Source organism: Mycobacterium sp. HUMS_12744610 (genome assembly GCF_041206865.1).
Lineage (GTDB): Bacteria > Actinomycetota > Actinomycetes > Mycobacteriales > Mycobacteriaceae > Mycobacterium > Mycobacterium servetii.
The window spans coordinates 1256192-1273778 of record NZ_JBGEDP010000001.1; the positions used below are offsets into that span (position 1 = coordinate 1256192).

The 17587-nt window shown below is 67.8% G+C and carries 15 protein-coding genes; 9 read left to right on the plus strand and 6 right to left on the minus strand.

Annotated elements, in window-relative coordinates; genetic code table 11:
- Positions 1-20 precede the first annotated feature (20 nt).
- Positions 21-1139 (minus strand): phosphoserine transaminase, encoded by a 1119-nt coding sequence (gene serC, locus AB8998_RS06385; RefSeq protein WP_369737114.1) that lies wholly within the window; start codon positions 1137-1139, stop codon positions 21-23.
- A 199-nt stretch (positions 1140-1338) separates the two neighbouring features.
- Between serC and AB8998_RS06390 the strand changes: the two genes are divergently transcribed.
- Complete coding sequence (locus AB8998_RS06390; protein WP_369737115.1) at positions 1339-2364, plus strand: AurF N-oxygenase family protein; 1026 nt, start codon at positions 1339-1341, stop codon at positions 2362-2364.
- A 17-nt stretch (positions 2365-2381) separates the two neighbouring features.
- Positions 2382-4079 (plus strand): FAD-dependent oxidoreductase, encoded by a 1698-nt coding sequence (locus AB8998_RS06395; protein WP_369737116.1) that lies wholly within the window; start codon positions 2382-2384, stop codon positions 4077-4079.
- Between the two features lie 106 nt (positions 4080-4185).
- Here AB8998_RS06395 and AB8998_RS06400 read toward each other — a convergent pair whose 3' ends face one another.
- The gene (locus AB8998_RS06400; protein WP_369737117.1) at positions 4186-5307 is read right to left on the minus strand and encodes a citrate synthase 2; all 1122 of its coding nucleotides are present in this window, start codon (positions 5305-5307) and stop codon (positions 4186-4188) included.
- A gap of 80 nt (positions 5308-5387) precedes the next feature.
- Between AB8998_RS06400 and pdxH the strand changes: the two genes are divergently transcribed.
- Both pdxH and AB8998_RS06410 read left to right on the plus strand, forming a co-directional pair.
- Positions 5388-6047, plus strand: coding sequence for a pyridoxamine 5'-phosphate oxidase (pdxH, locus tag AB8998_RS06405; RefSeq protein ID WP_369737118.1), 660 nt, complete (start codon positions 5388-5390; stop codon positions 6045-6047).
- Between the two features lie 138 nt (positions 6048-6185).
- A complete protein-coding gene (locus AB8998_RS06410) occupies positions 6186-7481 on the plus strand; it encodes a citrate synthase (protein WP_369737119.1) in 1296 nt (431 codons plus the stop codon).
- A gap of 325 nt (positions 7482-7806) precedes the next feature.
- Here AB8998_RS06410 and AB8998_RS06415 read toward each other — a convergent pair whose 3' ends face one another.
- A complete protein-coding gene (locus tag AB8998_RS06415) occupies positions 7807-8070 on the minus strand; it encodes a DUF2630 family protein (RefSeq protein WP_369737120.1) in 264 nt (87 codons plus the stop codon).
- A 170-nt stretch (positions 8071-8240) separates the two neighbouring features.
- Between AB8998_RS06415 and arfA the strand changes: the two genes are divergently transcribed.
- Genes arfA through arfC form a run of 3 tightly spaced genes read left to right on the plus strand, consistent with a single transcriptional unit; the run spans position 8241 to position 10695 of the window.
- Complete coding sequence (gene arfA / locus AB8998_RS06420; RefSeq protein ID WP_475582070.1) at positions 8241-9230, plus strand: channel-forming protein ArfA/OmpATb; 990 nt, start codon at positions 8241-8243, stop codon at positions 9228-9230.
- 26 nt (positions 9231-9256) lie between these two features.
- The gene (gene arfB / locus AB8998_RS06425) at positions 9257-9409 is read left to right on the plus strand and encodes a channel accessory protein ArfB (protein WP_369737122.1); all 153 of its coding nucleotides are present in this window, start codon (positions 9257-9259) and stop codon (positions 9407-9409) included.
- Positions 9406-10695, plus strand: coding sequence for a channel accessory protein ArfC, sunset domain variant (gene arfC / locus AB8998_RS06430; protein ID WP_369737123.1), 1290 nt, complete (start codon positions 9406-9408; stop codon positions 10693-10695). The genes arfB and arfC overlap by 4 nt, the downstream gene beginning before the upstream one ends.
- Before the next feature lie 42 nt (positions 10696-10737).
- Here arfC and AB8998_RS06435 read toward each other — a convergent pair whose 3' ends face one another.
- From AB8998_RS06435 to AB8998_RS06445, 3 genes are all read right to left on the minus strand, one after another.
- Positions 10738-12078, minus strand: coding sequence for a HAMP domain-containing sensor histidine kinase (locus tag AB8998_RS06435; RefSeq protein WP_369741448.1), 1341 nt, complete (start codon positions 12076-12078; stop codon positions 10738-10740).
- 17 nt (positions 12079-12095) lie between these two features.
- Positions 12096-12806, minus strand: coding sequence for a two-component system response regulator PrrA (prrA, locus tag AB8998_RS06440; RefSeq protein WP_369737124.1), 711 nt, complete (start codon positions 12804-12806; stop codon positions 12096-12098).
- Between the two features lie 61 nt (positions 12807-12867).
- Entirely contained in the window at positions 12868-14112 is a 1245-nt protein-coding gene (locus tag AB8998_RS06445) for an MFS transporter (protein WP_369737125.1), read from the minus strand.
- Positions 14113-14261: 149 nt separating this feature from the next.
- Between AB8998_RS06445 and AB8998_RS06450 the strand changes: the two genes are divergently transcribed.
- Positions 14262-15443, plus strand: coding sequence for a glycosyltransferase family 4 protein (locus AB8998_RS06450; RefSeq protein ID WP_369737126.1), 1182 nt, complete (start codon positions 14262-14264; stop codon positions 15441-15443).
- Positions 15440-17578 (plus strand): amylo-alpha-1,6-glucosidase, encoded by a 2139-nt coding sequence (locus AB8998_RS06455; protein ID WP_369737127.1) that lies wholly within the window; start codon positions 15440-15442, stop codon positions 17576-17578. The genes AB8998_RS06450 and AB8998_RS06455 overlap by 4 nt, the downstream gene beginning before the upstream one ends.
- The last annotated feature ends 9 nt before the right edge of the window (positions 17579-17587 follow it).

Below are 17587 nucleotides of genomic sequence, written 5' to 3' on the forward strand. Positions count from 1 at the left end.
GCGAGCTGATGACGCCGAAGTTAAAGCCGCTCGACGACCCAGTCGACGCACTGGGTGAGGGCGCTGACGTCATCGGGATCGACCGCGGGGAACATCGCGACGCGCAACTGGTTGCGGCCGAGCTTGCGGTAGGGCTCGGTGTCGACGATGCCGTTGGCCCGCAGCACCTTCGCGACGGCGGCGGCGTCGACGTCGTCGGCGAAGTCGATCGTGCCCACCACCTGCGAACGCAGGGCGGGATCGGCGACGAACGGCGTGGTGTAGGGCCGCTCTTCGGCCCAGGAGTACAGCCGCTGCGACGAGTCGGCCGTGCGCTTGACCGCCCAGTCCAGGCCGCCGTTGCCCAGCATCCAGTCGAGCTGCTCCGCCATCAGCACCAGCGTGCCGATGGCCGGGGTGTTGTAGGTCTGGTTCTTCAGGCTGTTGTCGATCGCCGTCGGCAGCGACAAGAAATCGGGCACCCAGCGGCCCGAGCCGGCGATGGCCTCGACGCGGGCCAGCGCGGCAGGGCTCATGACGGCCAGCCACAGGCCGCCGTCGCTGGCGAAGTTCTTCTGCGGCGAGAAGTAGTACGCATCGGTCTCGGTGATGTCGACCGGGAGGCCCCCAGCCCCGGAGGTGGCGTCGATGACGATGAGCGCCTCACCGGAGCCCGACGGGCGGCGGATCGGCACGGCGACCCCGGTCGACGTCTCGTTGTGCGCCCAGGCGATCGCGTCGACGGACGGGTCGGACTGCGGTTCGGGGGCGCTGCCGGGATCCGCCTTGATGACGACCGGATCGCCGACGAACGGGTTCTTGGTGACGGCGGAGGCGAACTTCGCGCTGAACTCCCCGTAGGTCAGGTGCAGCGAACGCTTGTCGATCAACCCGAAGGCCGCGGCATCCCAGAACGCCGTGGCGCCGCCGTTGCCCAGGATGACCTCATAGCCGTCCGGCAGCGAGAACAGCTCCGCCACGCCCGAGCGCACCCTTCCCACCAGGTTCTTGACGGGCGCTTGCCGGTGCGACGTGCCGAACAGGCCGGCCGCGGTGGTGCTCAGCGCGTTCAGCTGTTCGGGTCGGACCTTTGACGGACCGCATCCGAAGCGGCCGTCGCGGGGTTTGAGGTCAGCGGGAATCTCGAGCTCGTCAGCCATGCTCACCAGCGTAGTGAGCCGGGCCGGCACCCAGAAGCGGCGGTCCCGTCGCGCCCGTCGACTGTGACCCAGACCGCACCGATCCGGTGACCAGTGGTCAGGTCACAGTGGTCCAAGGGGGTCTGGAACATATCCAGTACCTGCGGTACCGTCTAGACATTGCACGTCCGAATGTAAACCTCGCTTGGGGAGGCTCGGGATGGACAGGACGCGAATGGTCCGGCGTTGGCGCCGCAACATGGAGGTGCGCGACGACGCCGAGTACGTCGACATGCTCGCCACACTGTCCGAGGGGTCGGTGCGGCGAAACTTCAACCCGTACACCGACATCGACTGGGACTCGCCGGAGTTCGCGGTCACCGACGACGACCCGCGGTGGATCCTGCCGGCGACCGACCCGCTGGGGCGCCACCCCTGGTACCGGGCGCAGTCCGAAGAGCGCCAGATCAAGATCGGCATGTGGCGCCAGGCCAACGTGGCCAAGGTGGGACTGCACTTCGAATCCATCCTGATCCGCGGCCTGATGAACTACACGTTCTGGCTGCCCAACGGGTCTCCGGAATACCGCTACTGCCTGCACGAATCCGTCGAAGAGTGCAACCACACGATGATGTTCCAGGAGATGGTCAACCGCGTCGGCGCCGACGTCCCCGGGATGCCGCGGATGCTGCGCTGGCTCTCGCCGCTGGTGCCGTTGGTGGCCGGCCCGCTGCCGGCGGCGTTCTTCATCGGGGTGCTCGCCGGTGAGGAGCCCATCGACCACACGCAGAAGAACGTGCTGCGCGAAGGCAAGTCGTTGCACCCGATCATGGAACGGGTGATGGCCATCCACGTGGCCGAGGAGGCGCGGCACATCTCCTTCGCCCACGAGTTCCTGCGCAAGCGGTTGCCGGAGCTGACCCGCAGGCAACGGTTCTGGATCTCGCTGTTCTACCCGCTGACGATGCGCGTGCTGTGCCAGGCCATCGTGGTGCCGCCGAAGGCGTTCTGGGACGAGTTCGACATCCCCCGCGAGGTCAAGAAGGAACTCTTCTTCGCCTCGCCCGAGTCGCGAAAGTGGCTGAGCGACATGTTCGCCGACGTGCGGATGCTGGCGTGTGACACCGGCCTGATGGAGAGCCGTCTGGCGCGGCTGATGTGGCGGATCTGCAAGATCGACGGCAAGCCGTCGCGCTACCGCAGCGAGCCGCAACGCCGGCACCTTGCCGTGGCCCCGGCCGCCTAGCACGTCCCGGTTGCCACATGCCGCATGTGATCACCCAGTCGTGCTGCAACGACGGGTCCTGCGTTTACGCGTGTCCGGTGAACTGCATTCACCCGACACCGGATGAGCCGGGCTTTGCCGCCTCGGAGATGTTGTACATCGACCCGGTGGCTTGCGTGGACTGCGGTGCCTGCGTGAGCGCCTGCCCGGTGGGCGCGATCGTGCCCGACAACCGGCTGGAAGCCAGGCAGCTGCCGTTCGTCGAGATCAACGCGTCGTTCTACCCGAAGCGGCCCGCGGGGGAGAAGTTGCCGCCCACCTCGAAGCTGGCGCCCGTGATTCCCGCGGCCGAGGTGCGCGCCCGTCGCCGGCCGCTGACCGTGGCGATCGTGGGGTCCGGCCCGGCGGCGATGTATGCCGCCGACGAACTGCTCACCCAGCCTGGCGTGCGGGTCAACGTGTTCGAGAAGCTGCCCACGCCGTACGGGCTGGTGCGTGCCGGGGTCGCCCCCGATCATCAGAGCACCAAACAGGTCACAAAGCTGTTCGACCGGGTCGCCGGCCATCGCCACTTCCGGTTCTACCTCAACGTCGAGGTCGGCGAACACCTGAGCCATGCCGATCTGTCGGCGCACCATCACGCCGTGCTCTACGCCGTCGGTGCACCCGAGGACCGTCGGCTCGATATCGACGGGATGGGCCTCGCGGGCACCGGCACTGCCACCCAGGTGGTCGCGTGGATCAACGGCCATCCCGACTTCGCCGGGCTTGCGGTCGATCTCAGTCACGAGCGCGTGGTGATCATCGGCAACGGCAACGTCGCCCTCGATGTGGCCCGGGTGCTCACCGCGGACCCGGACGACCTGGCCCGCACCGACGTCTCCGACCGCGCGCTGGACGCATTCCGACGCTCCGCGGTGCGCGAAGTGGTGATCGCCGCGCGGCGTGGACCCGCCCACTCGGCGTTCACGTTGCCCGAGTTGATCGGGCTCACGGGCTGCTCCGAGGTCGTGTTGGACGCCGGTAACCACGAATTGGTCGCGCGGGATCTCGTGACGGCGTCGGACTCGTTGACCAGGACCAAGCTGGAGATCCTGAGCAAGCTCGGCGACGGGTCGGCGCCGCCCCCGGCTGCCGGGCGCCCGCGAATCCGGTTGGCGTACCAGCTCACACCCGAGCGCGTGCTCGGTGAGCACCGCGCCACCGGCGTGGAGTTCTCGGTCACCGGCACCCGGGAGTTGCGCCGGCTCGACGCGGGTCTCGTGCTGACGTCGATCGGCTATCGCGGCAAGATGATTCGCGACCTTCCGTTCGACGAGTCAGCCGGTGCGGTCCCCAACGAGGATGGACGGGTGGTGGACCCCGGCTCCGGCCGGCCGATGCCGGGCACCTATGTCGCAGGCTGGATCAAGCGGGGGCCCACCGGTTTCATCGGTACCAACAAGTCCTGCTCCTTCCAGACGGTGCAGGCCCTGGTCGCCGATTTCAACGCCGGCGAGTTGGCCGCCCCGGTGGCCCGGCCCGAGGCATTGGAGGAGCTGGTGCGGGCCCGCCGGCCCGACGTCGTCGGCTCCGCCGGGTGGCGTGCGATCGACTCCGCCGAGGTCGCCCGCGGCAGGCGCGACGGACGGCCGCGCAACAAGTTCACCGAAGTCGCCGACATGCTCGCGGCCGCGTCAACCGCCCCGCCCCCGCGGCGGCAGAAGCTGCTCGACCGCCTGCTGGACCGGGGTTAGCGGCCGCGCGCTCGCGCTCCCGCTCCCCGCGAGCGTGCGTGTCGGTACGCCGACACGCCGTGACAGCCGTCAGTTTGCGCGCGCTCGCGCGTCCGCCGTGGCGCGCTCAGGCGCTGGTGCGCACCCGGTCCCAGCCCTCGACCGCCTCCGGGCTGCGCGGGCCCGGACCGACGTAGATGGCCGACGGGCGGACCAGCTTGCCCAGGTGCTTCTGCTCCAGGATGTGGGCGCACCATCCAGCGGTGCGTCCACAGGTGAACATCGCCGGCATCATGTTGGCCGGCACCCGCGCGAAGTCCAGGATCACCGCGGCCCAGAACTCCACGTTGGTTTCGATGGCCCGGTCCGGGCGGCGTTCGCGCAGCTCGGCCAGCGCGGCCTGCTCGAGCGCGACGGCGACCTCGTGGCGCGGGGCGCCCAGCCGCTCGGCGGCCGCGCGCAGGACCCGCGCCCGCGGGTCCTCGGCCCGGTAGACGCGGTGCCCGAATCCCATCAGCTTCTCCCCGCGGTCCAGGATCCCCTTGACCAGGCCGCGGGCGTCGCCGGTGCGCTCGACCTCCTCGATCATCGGCAGCACCCGCGCCGGCGCGCCGCCGTGCAGCGGCCCGCTCATCGCGCCGATCGCGCCGGACAACGCCGCGGCCACATCGGCTCCCGTCGAGGCGATCACCCGCGCGGTGAACGTCGAGGCGTTCATGCCGTGCTCCGCCGCCGACACCCAGTAGGCGTCGATGGCCTCGACGTGCCTGGGGTCGGGCTCGCCCTGCCAGCGCGTCATGAAACGCGCTGTGACGGTGGGGCATTCGTCGATGACCCGCTGGGGAACCGCCGGCTGGTAGATGCCGCGGGCGGACTGCGCGACGTAGGACAGCGCCATCACCGACGCCCGGGCCAGCTGCTCGCGGGCGGTGGCGTCGTCGGTGTCGAGCAGCGGCTTGTAGCCCCAGATGGGTGCCAGCATCGCCAGGCCCGCCTGCACGTCGACGCGCACGTCGCCGGTGTGGATCGGCAGCGGGAAGGGCTCGGCGGGCGGCAGCCCGTGTCCGAACCTGCCGTCGACCAGCAGGGCCCACACGTCGCCGAACGTGACCTTTTGGCTCACCAGGTCTTCGATGTCGACGCCGCGGTAGCGCAGCGCGCCGCCATCCTTGTCCGGCTCGGCGATTTCGGTGGTGAAGGCGACGACGCCTTCGAGGCCGGGCACGAAGTCTTCTGGGACCACAGTCATGGGGAAAATTCTCGCACCCCGTGCCCGCGGCGCTGCTACCGGCCGGTAGCTAAAGCGTCACGCCCGGTAGCGTGGGGCCGATGGTAGGGCCGGACGACCGGCATCTTTCGCAGATGCGGGTGGAATATGGGTCGGTGGAGAAGGACGGCAGCCCCGACCTGGACATCGACTGGCTGGCGGACGGCTGGCTTGCGTTGTTCCGCAGGTGGATTGACGACGCCGAGCGCGCGGGGCTGGCTGAGCCCAACGCCATGGTGTTGGCCACGGTCGCGGACGGCAGGCCCGTAAGCCGAACGGTGTTGTGCAAGAGCGTCGACGAGACCGGAATCACATTTTTCACCAACTACGACTCGGCCAAGGGTGCCGAGCTGGCGTCGACGCCCTTCGCGTCGGCCACCTTCCCCTGGTTCCGGCTGGGCCGGCAGGTCCATATCCGCGGGCCGGTCAGCCGGGTCGAGCCTCAGGCCACCGCGGACTACTGGGCCAGGCGCCCGCGCGGCTCGCAACTGGGAGCGTGGGCCTCGCAGCAGTCGCGGCCCATCGCGTCGCGGCGGGCGCTGCTCGACCAGCTGGCCGAGGTGACCGCGCGTTTCGCCGCCACCGAGAGCGTGCCGGTGCCCCCCAACTGGGGCGGGTATCTCATCGCGCCTGAGGTGGTGGAGTTCTGGCAGGGGCGGGAAAATCGGCTGCACAACCGGATTCGGGTCAGCGGCGGCCGTGTGGAGCGTCTGCAGCCCTGACGGCGCCGGACGAAAGGCCGCACGACCAGCGAACCGGACCCCGGGCAGGCGCGCCGTCGCGATAACGACTACCTTCAGCAGTACGCACCCGCGTGCGGGGCAGCCATATCAGATCAGCCAGAGTGCAAAGGGGTTCTCGTGGCCGACACCGACGACAGCGCGACACTCCGTTATCCGGGGGGCGAAATCGACCTGGAGGTCGTCCGCGCCACCGAAGGAAACGACGGTATTGCGCTCGGATCCCTCTTGGCCAAGACGGGGTACACCACCTTCGACAACGGCTTCGTCAACACCGCGTCCACCAAGAGTTCCATCACCTACATCGACGGCGAGGCCGGCATCCTGCGGTACCGGGGCATCCCGATCGAGCAGCTGGCGGAGAAGTCGACGTTCATCGAGGTCAGCTACCTGCTGATCTACGGCGAGCTGCCGGACAAGCAACAGCTGGCCGAGTTCACCAACCGGATTCAGCGCCACACCATGCTGCACGAGGATCTCAAGCGGTTCTTCGACGGCTTCCCGCCCAACGCCCACCCGATGCCGGTGCTGTCCAGCGTCGTCAACGCGTTGAGCTCGTACTATCCGGACGCGCTGGACCCGATGGACACCGAGCAGGTGGAGCTGTCGACCACCCGCCTGCTGGCCAAGCTGCCGACCATCGCCGCGTATGCCTACAAGAAGTCGATCGGGCAGCCGTTCCTCTACCCGGACAACTCGCTGACCCTGGTGGAGAACTTCCTGCGGATGACGTTCGGGTTGCCGGCCGAGCCCTACGTGGCCGATCCCGAAATCGTACGGGCGCTGGACATGCTGTTCATTCTGCACGCCGACCACGAGCAGAACTGCTCGACGTCGACGGTCCGACTGGTCGGCTCGTCCCGGGCCAACCTTTTCACCTCGATCTCCGGCGGGATCAACGCGCTGTGGGGTCCGCTGCACGGCGGCGCCAACCAGGCGGTGCTCGAGATGCTCGAGCAGATTCGCGAGAGCGGCGACGGTGTCGGGGAATTCGTCCGGAAGGTCAAGAACCGCGAGGCCGGCGTAAAGCTCATGGGCTTCGGCCACCGCGTCTACAAGAACTACGACCCCCGGGCGCGCATCGTCAAGGAGCAGGCCGACAAGATCCTTTCCAAGATCGGCGGGGACGACGACCTGCTGGGCATCGCGAAGGAACTCGAAGAAACGGCGCTGACCGACGAATACTTCATCGAGCGCAAGCTCTACCCCAACGTCGACTTCTACACCGGCCTGATCTACCGGGCCCTCGGGTTCCCGACCCGGATGTTCACGGTGTTGTTCGCGTTGGGCCGGCTGCCCGGCTGGATCGCGCACTGGCGTGAGATGCACGACGAGGGCGACAGCAAGATCGGCCGTCCGCGCCAGATCTACACCGGCTACACCGAGCGCGACTACGTGAGCATCGACGCGCGCTAGACCGGCGCGTTCGCGTCACAGGGACGACAGGACCGCCGTCGCGGCGGTTGTGACCGCCGATGCCCGACATCGCACCACCGCGGCGGGCGCCCGACCCGCACACCATGGTCCGCCGAGTAACCCGTCGAGGACCGCGGGGGTGACGCCGGCCAGGAGGAACCGCCCACGGACCACGTGGTCTTGGCCCCCGACGCGGTAACGCGCCCGCCCGTCCGGGTCGACGGCGTAGGACGTCGGCGCGGTGACGATTTCGGCTCCCTGGCCGCGACCAGCCCGTTGTGGCCGCCGCTCACCACGCCGACGCCGACATCCGCCGTGCGTTGCGTCAGCTCAGGTAGCCCTCGACCTCGTCGGGCGGACGTACCTCCGCCTCGCGGGGATCGCCACCGCTGTCGCGCAGCGCCCGGCGCTGCCGCAGCAGGTCCCAGCACTGGTCGAGCTCGACTTCCAGCCGGCGCAGGCGCTCGTGTTCCTCGGACGCGCTGACGTCGCCGTGCTGCACCTGCGACCGCAGCGCTTTCTCCTCGGCGACCAGTTCGCGGATGCGCCCCAGCGTTTCGGTGTCGGTCGGTTTACTGCCGTTGCCCATCGCTCCAGTGTGCCCGACCTAAAGTCGCGCCGCTCCGGACTAGGTAGGCTGCATATCGCCCGAAGAACCGACGGGCACGGGGATGGAAATTGAGCTAGGGGGCGGAAGTGAGTTTAGGGACGGGTTTGAGTCGACCGCCCGAGACAACAGACCCGGGGCGAAGTCCGGAAATGTTCCGGCGGTCGCTGGGTCGTCCCTGGCTGATCGCGTTGTTGGTCATTCCGTTGTCTTTCCGGCGGTCACTCGGCCTGCCCTGGCTAATTGCCCTCGTCGTTATTCCATTGCTGATAGCGGTCATCGGCTACGGCGCGTTGGACCGCCCGGCCGCCACCACGGGACCGACCGGTGCGCTCCCGACCTTGACACCGCCGAACAAAGCCGAAGCCCCGAAGTTGTCCCTGGCGCCGCTTTCCATTGTCCGTAACGGCAACGACGTCGCGCTCAGCGGTAATTTCCCGGATGATTCCGACAAGTCGGCTTTGATCGCGGCGCTCAAGAAGGCCCTGGGCCCGGGTACCAACATCATCGACCAAATTATTATCGACCCCAAAGTCGATTCACTCGACTTTTCAAATGCCGGAGTGCTTTTCAAAGACAGCGCGTCGATTCTCGATTTCAGTCTGACGGTCAATGGGAACACGATCATCTTGGCGGGTACCACCGGATCGCAGGACGAGAAGATAGCGGTGGAGCGTGACGCCGCGACCACGTGGTCGGGTGTGAACGTGGTCGACAGTCTCGTGGTCACGGGGACGGCGTCCCCCGGAGAACCCGGCTCGCCTCCACCGCCCCCCGCGGCGTGTCCGGATCTACCCTCGGCCATCAACGCGGTGACGGGTGGGCAGATCGCCTTCGGTGCAGACGGGTTCAGCTTGACCCCGGCCGACGAGCAAAGCCTCAGCCAGGTGGCGGAGCAGCTGAAGGCATGTCCCTCGGCCCGAGCGACGATCAACGGTTACAGCGACGACAACGGCACCGAGGCCATTAACATTGCGCTGAGCAGCCAACGAGCGCAAAAGGTCGCTGACTTCCTGGCTGGCCGTGGCGTCCCCAGCGGCCAGTTGGTGGTCAAGGGTCTGGGATCGGTCAACCCGGTGGTTCCCAACGACACGGCCGGGGCCCGCGCCAAGAATCGCCGCGTCGAAATAGTGGTCAGCTGAATAATGGTCAGCTAAGGAGAAGCAGCATGGATTTCATCATCCAGTGGTTGTGGTACCTGCTGGCTTTTGTGGCGGGCTCGGCCCTCGCCTGGGTGATCGCGACGAGACTGGTCAAGCGCAGCGCCGCCAGGAAAGTTTTTGCCGGTCTGACCGGCGAGGAGACCGGAGTGCGGCGATGAGTCACGTGCACTGGTGGCTGGTCGGCTTGTCCTTCGTCATGGGATTGGTGTTGACGTCCGCGCTGATACTGCGCCCGGCCAAGGGCTCTTCGCTGTTGGAGAAGTCACTGGAGGCCGCAATGGCGGGCATCGGGGAGCCACCCGGTCCGCCGCCCAGCACTCTTGAGTGGCCTAGCGCGCAGGGGGCTCACGCTGTCGACTTGTTGACCACGACGGTTGCGGTTCCCGACGAATGGGTGGCGACGGAGGCCCCGGCCGAGGAAGAGGGGGAGGCCCCGGCCGTCGAGGAACCTGTGCCGGCCAGCCCCGCGGCTGTCGAGGATTTGTTGTCGAGGGAAAGCCCGGTTGCCGAGGAGCCGGCGTCGGCGGAAGAACTCGCGGTTGCCGAGGAGCCGATGCCGGCGGCTGAGCGGCCGGTGGCCCGGAGGGCCTCCGGTATCGAGGACCTGTTGGCAAGGAAGGCCCCCGTTGTCGTGGAGGCCCCGGTTGTCGCGGAGTCGGTGACCGTGGAGGCCCCTGAGGAGGCCCCGAGTGGTGAAGAGGCCCCGCGTGCTGAAGCGACTCCCGTGGCAGAGGAGGCCCCGGTGGCTGAGGAGGCCCCGGTGGCTGAGGAGGCCTCGGTTGTCGACGAGGCCCGGCTTACCGAAGAGGCCCCGCGTGCCGAAGAGACCCGGGTGGCTAAGGAGGTGCCGGTTGTCGCGGAGCCCCCCCGTGCTGAAGAGGCCCCGGTTACTGAAGCGGCCCCGGTGGCTGAGGAGGCACCGGTGCCCGGAGAGTCGCCGCCTGTGGGGCACTCGGTCGCCGAGGAGCCGGTGACCACGGAGTTCCCGGTGACCGATGAGTCACCCTGGACGACGCGGCCCGGCACGCCGGTCCAGCCGGTGAACGAGGCCCCAGGCGGCCCGCCGGTCCCGTCGGTGCGCAAGCCCCCGCCCGCCGCGACGGCGCCGGTGCGCAAGCCCCCGCCCGCGAAGAAGGCCCCACCCGCGAAGGCCCCGCCGGTGAAGAAGGCCCCACCCGGCAAAAGGCCGCGGCCTGCCAAAGCGGCGCCGCCAAAGCGGCCCACGCTGCCGTATGCGCCGTACGGTCCCGGCTCCGCCCGCGCCACCCCCGAGGGTGGCGGACCGTCGGGCTGGTTGGTGAAGGGGCGCTCGGATACCCGGCTCTTCTACACTCCCGACGACCCTGCCTATTACCTCACGGTCGCCCAAGTCTGGTTCAAGGACGAGCAGGCGGCTGTGCGGGCCGCCTTCACGCCCTGGCGTAACAGCTCCCGGAGGAAGTGACCCGCGGAGTCGGCGGGCTTTCGCGTGATGGCGCGGGCCTGATCAGCAGGGACCGGGCAGCCGCAGCACCAGCCGGGCGCCGCCCAGCGGGCTGTCCTCCAGCGATGCGATGCCGCGGTGCAGCTTGGCCTGCTGGGCCACCAACGCCAGCCCCAGGCCCGACCCCGAATGCGAGGCCGTGGACCCGCGGGAGAACCGCTCGAACACCACCCGGCGCTCCTCCTCGGGCACTCCGCTGCCGTTGTCGTCGACGGTGATCTCCACTCCGGCCCGAGAGCTGACCGCCGACAGCTGGACCCGGGTGGCGCCGCCGTGCTTGACGGCGTTGGCGATCGCGTTGTCCACGGCGAGACGCAACCCCGCCGGCAGCCCCACGATGATGCAGGTGGGCGACGGCACCAGTGAGACATCGAGGTCGGGGTAGACCCGGGTGGCGTCATGGGCGGCCCGGTCGAGCAACTCGGTGATGTCCACCGGCACGTGGTCATCAGACGTCGACAGTTCGCCCTGTGCCAAGCGCTCCAGCGCGCTCAGCGTGGCCTCGATGCGCGACTGGGTGCGCACGACGTCGTTGATCACCTCCGTGCGTTGGTCTTCGGCCAGGTCGAGGGTGGACAACACCTCGAGATTGGTGCGCATCGCGGTCAGGGGAGTGCGCAGTTCGTGCGAAGAGACGGCCGCGAAATCGCGGGCCGAGGCGAGCGCCTCCTTGGTGCGGTTCTGCTCCCTCCAGATTCGCTGCAGCATGCCCCGCATCGCTTCGGCGATCTCCACCGCCTCACTGGCTCCGCGCACCTCCACCTGTGGCGCCTCGTCGCCCGCGTCGATCGAGCGGGTCTGCTGGGCGAGCTGTTTGAACGGGCGCACCGCGAAGGCCGCCAGCAGCCAGGCGAACACCGCCGCCGCCCCGATCGCGAAACCGCAGATCAGCAGCACCCTGCGGTGCAGGTTATTGGTCTCGGCGATGGTGGTGTCATACGTCGCGCCCACGGCCACCGAGGTCGGCTGCGGGCCCGGGATCTCCACCGTGCGCACCCGGTACCGCACGCCGTGCACATAGTCGTCGGCGTAGTCGACGTTGAGCTTCGGCAACGTGACGCCCGAATTCGACTTGACCAGGTCACCGCGCCGAACCGTGATGATGGCGTCCTGGTCGTTGGGCGTACGCGGTATCTCGTCCAGGCCGCGCGGCAGGAACGGGATCGCAAAGCCCGCGGCCTCGTCGAGCCGGCGGTCCAGTCGTTCCTTGCGGTCGTTGGTGATCCCGACCCAGACGACCGTGCCGACGATGAGCACCGGAATCGCCGCGCCGATGACCGTCGCGACGACGACCCGCGTTCGCAGCGACGGCGTACGGGCGAAGATCCGCGACAAAACACGCATGACCCGCTTCGATTCGGTCACTGCATACGCAGCACGAACCCGACCCCGCGAACGGTGTGCAGCAGGCGGGGGCCGCCGTTGGCCTCCAGCTTGCGGCGCAGATACCCGATGAACACGTCGACGACGTTGGTGTCGGCGGCGAAGTCGTAACCCCACACCAGCTCCAGCAGCTGGGCGCGCGACAGCACCGCGGTCTTGTGCTCGGCCAGCACCGCCAACAGGTCGAACTCCCGCTTGGTCAGGTCGACGTCGACGCCGTTGACCCGGGCCCGCCGGCCGGGGATGTCGACTTCCAGCGGACCCACGGTGATGGTTTCCGACGACGACGTCGCGGTCGCGCCGCGACGTCGCAGCAGCGCCTTGACCCGCGCCACCAGCTCGGCCAGCACGAACGGTTTGACCAGGTAGTCGTCGGCGCCGGCTTCCAGGCCCGCCACCCGGTCGTCGACGGAGCTGCGGGCGGACAGCACGCAGACCGGCACGTCGTTGTCCATGGCGCGCAGCGCGGTCACCACGCTGACCCCGTCCAAGACGGGCATGTTGATGTCGAGCACGATCGCGTCGGGGCGCGTCTCGGTGGCGCTGCGCAAGGCCTCGGCGCCGTCGACCGCCGTCGACACCTCGAAGCCGGACAGGCGCAGACCGCGTTCCAACGAGGCAAGCACGTCGGAGTCGTCGTCGACGACCAAAACCCGAGGCGAGGTCGCACCAGTGTCCATGCCGACCATTTTGCCGGATCGCTGGCCCTGGCGCGGGGAGGCCGACGGGCCGGGTCGCCGCTTCGCCCGACTACACCGACTGTCCGGCGACCATGCGGCGGTCGATCGAGCGCAGGGTCGCGGCGAATCCCAGCCAGATGATCACTGATCCCACGGACAATCCGCCGAGCATGGCGAATGCGAACGGGAACCCGAGGTGTTGGGCCGCGACGCCGCCTAGCAGTGGACTGAGCGCGCCGCCGAGGCCCTGCGCTGCCATGATGACACCCTGACCGGCATTGATGTGGCCGGTGCCGTCGAGAATGCGGGCCACCAGTCCGGGCACCGCCACCGACAGCATGCCTGCACCGATACCGTCCAGTATTTGCACCGGGACCACCCCCCAGGTCGTTATGACGTTCGCGGCGAGCAGGCCTCGAACTGGTAGGGCGGCGAATGCGATCAAGATGGCCGGCCAGTAGCCACGCGTCTGGGCGATCCGCGTCGAGATAAGCGCGGCCGGAACCATCACCGCCTGGGCGACGACGACCGTGCTCGCCACGGTGGTGAACGGGTTGGCCTGCTTGGCGACCACGGCAAGCCCGTATAGCGGCAGCATGGCGGCATTTGCCAGATGGAACAGCACCAACGCGGCGGCCAACACCAACAGAGGGCGCGACCCCGCGAGGACCCGCATAGCCTTTACCGGAGTTTCGTCGTCGCTGCGCGCCTCCCCGCGGGCAATGTGGTGTTCGATGTGGCCGGGAGGAATGGCCAGTACCGCCGCGATCGTCGCCACGGCGAACATCGCAGCCAGCCCGAAAACGCCAACGTATCCGAACGCCAAACCGAGTAGGCCGCCGATGCCCGCTCCCGCCATGTTGCCCGCATGGTTGTAGGCCTGGTTGCGACCGAATTGCTTCGCAAAACCGTCCTGGCCCACGACGCCCAGCGTGATGCCGATCAGTGCGGGGGCGATTGTGGCACCCGAGACGCACATGGTGGCCTGGGCGGCGGCGATAACCCAGAAATTGTGCGCCGTCAGGATCACCGCCGCAGCTGCAACGGCGGCTGAACCGGCCAGGATGACGCATGCTCGCTTGTGCCGCGTGGCGTCTACCAACGCCCCTGCGGGTGCGACGGCGGCCATTCCGACAATCGCACCGATGGTGATCACTGCACCGATGGCGCCAGTGGCCCACCCACGGCCGGCCAGCAGAACACCCAGGAAAGGGCCCATGCCGGCCTCCATGTCGGCCATGCTGAAATTCACCGCTTCCAGGGCGCGACGAGCCCGGGCACTGGTCTTCGGAGCCGGGACAAGGGTGTACGGCATCCCTTGATTGTCGCGGACTGCCAGCCGTTGCGCCCACCTACCGGTGGTGTTGACGGGCCGATGGCACGTCGTGTGCGGAGGGGCCATAATTAGCACTCATCGGATGAGATTGCTAACGCGTGTGATCAAGTGACAAGGAGGAAACTTCAATGCGCGGTGCCGATTTCGTCTTTCCGTCCGAAGTCTCGGACTCCGGCCGTCCCCTGCGGATCGTCCTCGTCGCTCCGCCCTATTTCGACGTTCCGCCGCACGGCTACGGCGGTGTCGAGGCCGTCGTAGCGGACCTGGCCGACACGCTCGTAGATCGCGGGCACCAGGTCACCTTGCTCGGCGCCGGAGAACCCGGCACGACAGCGCACTTCATCCCGTTGTGGGATCGCACCATGCACGACCGGCTGGGCGAGCCGTATCCGGAGGTGATGCACGCTCTGAAGGTGCGCAGTGCCATCACCCGGATCGTCGCTGCCCAGGGTGTCGACATCGTGCACGACCACACCTTCGCCGGCCCGATCAACGCACCGGTCTACCACGCGCTCGGGGTGCCGACGGTAGTGACGGTGCACGGTCCCATCGACGACGATCTGCATCCTTACTACCGGGAGCTCAGCGGCGATGTCGGGCTGGTGGCGATCAGCGACAGGCAGCGAGCCCTGGCCCCGGACCTGAACTGGATCGGCCGAGTGCACAACGCGCTGAGGTTGGACGATTGGCCGTTCGAGACCGAAAAAGCCGACTACGCTCTCTTCCTCGGCAGGTACGCTCCTTACAAGGGTGCGCACTTGGCTCTGGAGGCGGCGCACGCGGCAGGTCTTCCCTTGGTGTTGGCCGGCAAGTGCAACGAGCCGGCGGAAAAGCAGTACTTCGAGGACTGCGTACGGCCGCTGCTCACCGCGGACGACCACGTGTTCGGTGAGGCTGACGGTGTGAGCAAGCGGAAGCTGTTGGCCGGGGCCCGTTGTCTGCTGTTCCCCATCCAATGGGAAGAGCCGTTCGGGATCGTGATGATCGAAGCAATGGCGTGCGGCACGCCCGTCGTCGCGTTGCGTGGAGGGGCCGTCCCAGAGGTGGTCGTGGACGGTGTGACGGGCGTGGTGTGTGATGTGGTCGATGATCTGCCCGCTGCGATCGAACGGGCGCGGTCGATCGATTCGCTCGCTTGCCGGCATCACGTTGCTAAGAACTTCGAAGTCACGCAGTTCGGCGCTGCCTACGAGCGGATTTACCGAAAGGTGCTGCGACACCAGGCATCAGCTCGTCGTGTGCCGGGCTGGCGGTCGGTAGAAACCCTTGAGCTCCCGGTAGCCGATGCCAGACGGAAAGTGAGCGCATGACGGGGCCGGCGGCGTTCAACACCGGAGCTCCAGCCGCGATCGGTCTCGGCAGCGACACGGTGACACTGCTCGAAGGCGGAACGTTCTGCCTATCCGACCGCCACGGCGACGTCCTGGTAGGCGGTTCGCACGGGTTGTTTTTCCGGGATGCGCGGGTGTTATCACGGTGGGAGTTGCGCGTGGACGGTCAGGTCGCCGAGTCTTTATCCGTCGAATCGACGGAAGCATTCGCTGCGCAGTTTATTTCGCGTCGGGCTCCACGTTCGGGATTGGTGGACAGCACGTTGCTCGTGGTGCGCGAGCGGTTGGTCGGCGATGGGCTGCGGGAGACCATTTCGCTGCACAACCTCGACAAGGAGACGACGGTTGTGTCACTCGAACTGCACGTCGATGCCGACTTCGCCGACCTGTTCGCCGTCAAGGAGGGGCGGGCGCTGGTGGGTGCAGCGGAAATGACGGTCACTGACGGGGAACTCTTGTTGCGCGAGCGGGGCGATCGGGTGCGTGGCGTGGCGGTGACCGCAACCGGTGGCGCGGTGGTGTTGCCCGCGTCGCTGAATTGGCGTGCCGTCGTGCCCCCAGGAAAATGCTGGCGGACGGAAATCGTGGTTCAGCCGACATGGGCGGAACACAAGATCAGCACTCGTTTTCGCCGCGGCGAAGATGTCGAGTCGACCGCCCCGGCGCGCAAGATCGAGGCGTGGCGCGACACCGCGACTACGGTCGAGACGAACAATCCGGCGTTAGCGCAGGTGTTGCGTCAAACCGAAAGCGACCTCGGCGCCTTGCTCATTCACGACGAGCACAACCGCGGCGACGACGGCCGCGACCGGGTGTTCGTCGCGGCCGGGGCGCCGTGGTTCATGACGTTGTTCGGTCGGGACAGCTTGCTGACCGCCTGGATGGCGTTGCCGCTGGACGTGGGACTTTCGATCGGCACACTACAGCGACTGGCAGCATTGCAAGGACGGCACGTCGACCTGGTCACGGAGGAACAACCAGGCCGGATCATGCATGAAATCCGGCGCGGTCCGGCCAGCTCCGACGTTTTGGGTGGCAACGTCTATTACGGCGCGGTCGATGCCACCCCGCTGTTCGTGATGCTACTTGCCGAATCATGGCGTTGGGGTGCCGACGAAGCGTCGGTACGGTCGCTGCTACCCGCCGCCGACGCGGCATTGTGGGCGGAACGCTATGGCGACCGTGATGGCGACTGTTTTATCGAGTACCAGCGCGCCACCGACCGGGGGTTGATCAACCAGGGTTGGAAGGACAGCTTCAATGGCGTCAACGACGCCGTCGGCCGCCTGGCCGAACCTCCCGTTGCGTTGTGCGAAGTTCAGGCCTACTTGTATGCGGCCCTCATGTCGGGAGCGGAGCTCGTCGATGCGTTCGGCGACGCCGCCAAAGCGGCACAGCTACGGAAGCGTGCCCAGAAACTGAGGGCCGACTTCGCCGAGGCCTTCTGGCTGCCGGATAAAGGCTGGTATGCGGTTGCGCTCGACGGTGCTAAGCGTCCGGTCGATGCATTGACCAGCAATGTCGGTCATTGTCTGTGGACTGGGATTGCCACGGATGAGCACGCTGCGGCCGTCATCGAGCGGCTGTCCGGTCCCGAGATGGACTCCGGGTTCGGATTACGCACGCTGGCGACCACTATGGGCGCGTACAACCCGATGAGCTACCACAACGGCTCCGTGTGGCCGCATGACACGGCCATCGTCGTAGCCGGTTTGCTGCGCTACCGGCATGTGCCAGGCGCAGTAGCGCTGGCCGAACGCCTCGCCACCGGCCTCCTTGATGCGGCAACAGCATTCGGGGGGCGCCTCCCCGAGCTGTTCTGCGGGTTTGACCGTTCACAGTTCGCTGCGCCGGTGCCCTATCCCACCTCCTGCTCACCCCAAGCGTGGGCCAGCGCGGCGCCGTTGCTCCTCCTCCGGTCGTTTCTGGGGCTTGAACCGCATGTGCCACATCGCGTCCTCACCGTGTCCCCTCAGCTGCCGTCCACGTGGGGCACGATCGCGCTGACCAATTTGCGACTCGGCAACGCGACGGTTCACATCGAGGCCGAGGGCGAGACCGTCACGGCGGACGGCCTGGGCGAGGACTGGCGGCTTGTGACCTCTGCGACATGACACGGCGCC

Bases quoted from the DNA above. Each gene is read 5' to 3' on its own strand.
- AB8998_RS06455 (WP_369737127.1), top strand. From the start codon at position 15,440: ATGACGGGGCCGGCGGCGTTCAACACCGGAGCTCCAGCCGCGATCGGT.
- arfA (WP_475582070.1), top strand. From the start codon at position 8,241: ATGTTCCGGCGGTCGCTGGGTCGTCCCTGGCTGATCGCGTTGTTGGTC.
- AB8998_RS06400 (WP_369737117.1), bottom strand. From the start codon at position 5,307: ATGACTGTGGTCCCAGAAGACTTCGTGCCCGGCCTCGAAGGCGTCGTC.
- serC (WP_369737114.1), bottom strand. From the start codon at position 1,139: ATGGCTGACGAGCTCGAGATTCCCGCTGACCTCAAACCCCGCGACGGC.
- prrA (WP_369737124.1), bottom strand. From the start codon at position 12,806: ATGGTCGGCATGGACACTGGTGCGACCTCGCCTCGGGTTTTGGTCGTC.
- AB8998_RS06435 (WP_369741448.1), bottom strand. From the start codon at position 12,078: ATGCGTGTTTTGTCGCGGATCTTCGCCCGTACGCCGTCGCTGCGAACG.
- pdxH (WP_369737118.1), top strand. From the start codon at position 5,388: ATGGTAGGGCCGGACGACCGGCATCTTTCGCAGATGCGGGTGGAATAT.
- AB8998_RS06390 (WP_369737115.1), top strand. From the start codon at position 1,339: ATGGACAGGACGCGAATGGTCCGGCGTTGGCGCCGCAACATGGAGGTG.
- arfB (WP_369737122.1), top strand. From the start codon at position 9,257: ATGGATTTCATCATCCAGTGGTTGTGGTACCTGCTGGCTTTTGTGGCG.
- arfC (WP_369737123.1), top strand. From the start codon at position 9,406: ATGAGTCACGTGCACTGGTGGCTGGTCGGCTTGTCCTTCGTCATGGGA.
- AB8998_RS06395 (WP_369737116.1), top strand. From the start codon at position 2,382: ATGCCGCATGTGATCACCCAGTCGTGCTGCAACGACGGGTCCTGCGTT.
- AB8998_RS06415 (WP_369737120.1), bottom strand. From the start codon at position 8,070: ATGGGCAACGGCAGTAAACCGACCGACACCGAAACGCTGGGGCGCATC.
- AB8998_RS06450 (WP_369737126.1), top strand. From the start codon at position 14,262: ATGCGCGGTGCCGATTTCGTCTTTCCGTCCGAAGTCTCGGACTCCGGC.
- AB8998_RS06445 (WP_369737125.1), bottom strand. From the start codon at position 14,112: ATGCCGTACACCCTTGTCCCGGCTCCGAAGACCAGTGCCCGGGCTCGT.